This is a genomic window from Roseateles sp., assembly GCF_036486225.1.
In the GTDB taxonomy this organism is placed as follows: domain Bacteria; phylum Pseudomonadota; class Gammaproteobacteria; order Burkholderiales; family Burkholderiaceae_C; genus Roseateles.
The window spans coordinates 1-3,371 of sequence record NZ_DASVNZ010000232.1; the positions used below are offsets into that span (position 1 = coordinate 1).

4 protein-coding genes are annotated in these 3,371 nt (G+C 71.7%); all 4 read right to left on the minus strand.

Annotated elements, in window-relative coordinates; translation table 11 throughout:
• Nucleotides 1-760 (minus strand): hypothetical protein (locus VF536_RS15865; protein WP_331615832.1); only part of this gene is annotated, 760 nt, incomplete at its 3' end.
• A gap of 85 nt (nucleotides 761-845) precedes the next feature.
• Entirely contained in the window at nucleotides 846-1,274 is a 429-nt protein-coding gene (locus VF536_RS15870) for an RNA-binding S4 domain-containing protein (protein ID WP_331615833.1), read from the minus strand.
• 15 nt (nucleotides 1,275-1,289) lie between these two features.
• The gene (locus VF536_RS15875; RefSeq protein WP_331615835.1) at nucleotides 1,290-2,696 is read right to left on the minus strand and encodes a sensor histidine kinase; all 1,407 of its coding nucleotides are present in this window, start codon (nucleotides 2,694-2,696) and stop codon (nucleotides 1,290-1,292) included.
• A gap of 84 nt (nucleotides 2,697-2,780) precedes the next feature.
• A complete protein-coding gene (locus VF536_RS15880) occupies nucleotides 2,781-3,155 on the minus strand; it encodes a redoxin domain-containing protein (protein WP_331615834.1) in 375 nt (124 codons plus the stop codon).
• Nucleotides 3,156-3,371: the final 216 nt, after the last annotated feature.

Genomic DNA, 3,371 nt, shown 5'->3' on the forward strand with positions numbered 1-3,371 from the left:
CGGTCCTGTCCAGCAGGTCGGCCACGTGGTCCGGCACCAGCTGGGCCGGGGGGATGGCCACCAGCTGACGACCGGTCAGCGCCGCGATGCGGGGCGACACGACGCTGCCCAGCGTCGCGCCGATCGCGCCGCAGATCGACGCGCCGACCCATCGGGCGGTGGCGATCACCGCGATCTGCAGCAGGCTGTGATCGGTGTCCTGGTCGACGAAGTTGCGATCGTTGCCGATGCCCAGCGTCTGCGGCGCGTCGAAAGCGCTGCGCACGCCCAGCTCGGCGATCGCGCCGCCGATGCCCCGGCCCAGTCCGAAGCCGAAGGCGGCCGCGCCACCGATCGAAGCCGCGAGGGCGACGATGGCCTTCAGCACCTCGGTGTCGGCGGGCGTCATCGACAGGCCGGCCATCCGGATCGCGTCGAAGCGGGCGACGGCCTGGCTCCGGACCGCTTCATGCGCCAGCGACCGGGATCGCGGGTTCGCGAGCGCGACGGCGAGAGAACCTGCGCGTGATCGGGGTCGCAGGACATCGCGCTCGAGCTCCGCGCTGGCTTCGGCGAGCGCGTCGACGATGTTGTGGACGCCCGTTCCGGCCACCGGATCGGCCTCCGGATGCGCACCATCCGGGTCGGTGCACGGCTCGGAGCGCCCGTCGATGCCCGTCTCCCCGGGCATCGACGACGACGCGCCGTGAGACACCGGGTCCATCTGGAAAGGGATCATGTCGGCCTCGCTGGTCAGCCCCGGCGGGACGAGATGACGCACCGGTGTCTCCGCCGGCGCAGGCCGGTCGCGTCAGGAGACGCGGCGGATGCGCGGCAGGAGCGCTGCGGGCTCGGCGGAGGCGGCGTCAGTCCAGGCTGGCGGACCAGCGGTTCCAGTCCGCGAGGCGGCGGCGGTCCTGCTTGGTCGGGCGGCCCTGCTCGATGGCGTCGGCCGGCTCGGGCGCGAGGCGCCGTGCCTCTGCGGCGCGCTCGCGGGTGGCGATGCTGTCGGGCGTTTCCTCGTACAACGCCTGCGCCACCGGCGCCGGGCCGCGCACGCTGCTGATGCCCGCCACCTTCACCTCGCGATCGACCTGACCCTGGCGCAGCTTCACGACGTCGCCGACGCGCACCTCGCGCGAGGCCTTCGCGGCTTGCCCGTTGATGGTCACGCGGCCCTTGCCGATCTCGTCGACCGCGATCGAGCGGGTCTTGAAGAAGCGCGCGGCCCAGAGCCATTTGTCCAGGCGCACGCCAGGGGATCCTGCGGAAGGGGAATGGGGAGAGGAAGACATCGAAGTCGGATTGTCCTATGAGGTCAACGGATCGGGCGATGGTGCCGCTGGCAACCGGACCACGGCGTCCAGGCCGCCGATGACCCCATCCCGCTCGCGGTTGTCCAGGGTGAGCGTGCCGCCGAGCGAGCCGACGATCTCCCGGCAGATGGCAAGTCCGAGGCCTGAGCCTCCGCCGGCGCCCGCCGCGAAGGGCTGCCCGAGCTTGGGCCGCAACGCCGCAGCGATGCCGGGGCCGCTGTCGGCGATGCGCAGTTCGATGCCGTCGGGGCCTGTTCCCCTTGTCACGCGCACTTCAAGACGTCCGCCGCGCGGGCAATGCCGCAGCGCGTTGTGCAGCAGGTTGCGCACGAGCTCCCGCAGCGCCCATTCGTGGCCGCGCACCGGCGCGGGTTCCGTCGAGAGCTCGAAGTCGAGTTCCGCGTCGGCGATCAGCGGCGCGAGGTCCAGCGCCACCTCGCGCACCGAGTCCGCCAGATCCAGCCGCGGCGGATCGCCCTGCTGCCGCAGCTGCTCGACCTTGGCCAGCGCCAGCATCTGGTTGGCGAGCGCGGTGGCGCCGTCCACGGTTGCGCCGATCTCGTCGATCGCCTGCGTCAGCGGCAGGTCGCCGCGCCGCGCCGACTGCACCTGCGCCTTGAGCACCGCCAGCGGCGTGCGCAGCTGGTGCGAGGTGTCGCGCACGAAGCGCTTCTGATGCGCGAAGAGGCCGGCCTGCCGATGCCAGGCCTCGTTGATCGCGACCACCAGCGGCGCGAGTTCCGCCGGCACGCCCGGCATGGGAATGGGGCTGAGGTCGTCGTCCGCGCGCTCCCCGATGGAGCGGCTCAGCTCGCGCACCGGCCAGGTCGCGAACAGCACCACGCCCCAGACCACGATGGCGATCACCGCCAGCAGCGCGGCCTGCCGCCACAGCGTCGAGATCAACACCTGCCGCGCCAGCGTGCGCCGGATCTCCAGCGTCTCCGCCACCTGGATCGTCGCCACGCCCAGGCCCGCCTCGCCCGAGACCGGCTGCTTGAGCACCGCGACGCGCACTTCCTCGCCCTGGTAGACGTCGTCGTAGAAATCGACGAGGGCCGCGTAGGCGCCGCGATCGGGCAGCTTGCCGTGCCACGCGGGCAGGTCGTCGAAGCCCGACACCCATTCGCCCCGGAAGCCGGTGACGCGGTAGAACATGCGGCTGCGGTTGTCGGCCTCGAAGGCTTCCAACGCCGCGTACGGGACCTCGGAGACGAGCTGCGGCGATTCGCGCGTGCCGTGCACGTCGAGCTGCTCGCCGATGGTCTTCGCGGACGCGAGCAGCGTGCGGTCGTAGGCCGTGTCGATGGCCTTGAGCGCGTCCTCGTAGAGCCGGTGCGCATTCGCCGCGATCAGCAGCCCGACCGGCACCAGGATGCCGGCCAGCAGCCGGCTGCGCATCGAGGACAGCCAGCGCCGGCGAGGTCGCACCGGCAACGGGGACGACGGGGACGACGCTGACGACGGGAACAACGGATCGGCCACTCAGTCCGGCGCCTTGAGCAGGTAGCCCAGGCCGCGCAGCGTCACCAGCGTCGCGCCGAGGTCGCGCAGCCCCGGCGCCAGCTCGCGCTCGTAGTACGGCAGGGCGATGTTGCACGCCGGGCAGCCGGCGAAGCGGAAGAAGACCAGCACCGCCGGGCCGCGGAACGTCAGGCTCTCGCGGGTCAGCCGCTCGCCATCCACCTCGTCCAGCGAGAAGGGCGGCGCCGGGTCGCCGGCCGCCACCCAGTTCGACGGGTGGGCAGCCTCCACCAACTCGCGCCGTTGGTCGATGTTGAGCTGCAGCTGGTCCGGGTCCCAGGTCCTCTCGCGCTCCGCGTGGAGTTCGCTCAGCAGGTCGCGAAGGGTCTTGACCATGGCTCAGCTCCTTGTGAGGACCTCCAAGTCCTGAAGGCCTGGGGCGGGCGCGACAAACGAGAAGTCCTCAAGCCACCTATTGACCGAGGTCATAGCCCCGGTTCAGCCCACCGCAGCGGCCGGCGTCTCGGCGAAGAACTGGTTCTCGGGACGCGGCAGGCCGAGGTTCTCGCGCAGGGTCGCGCCCTCGTATTCCTTGCGAAAGATCCCACGCCG

Excerpts from the sequence above, each read along its gene's own strand:
- VF536_RS15880 (WP_331615834.1), bottom strand. The coding sequence starts at position 3,155 with ATGGTCAAGACCCTTCGCGACCTGCTGAGCGAACTCCACGCGGAGCGC.
- VF536_RS15875 (WP_331615835.1), bottom strand. The coding sequence starts at position 2,696 with ATGCGCAGCCGGCTGCTGGCCGGCATCCTGGTGCCGGTCGGGCTGCTG.
- VF536_RS15870 (WP_331615833.1), bottom strand. The coding sequence starts at position 1,274 with ATGTCTTCCTCTCCCCATTCCCCTTCCGCAGGATCCCCTGGCGTGCGC.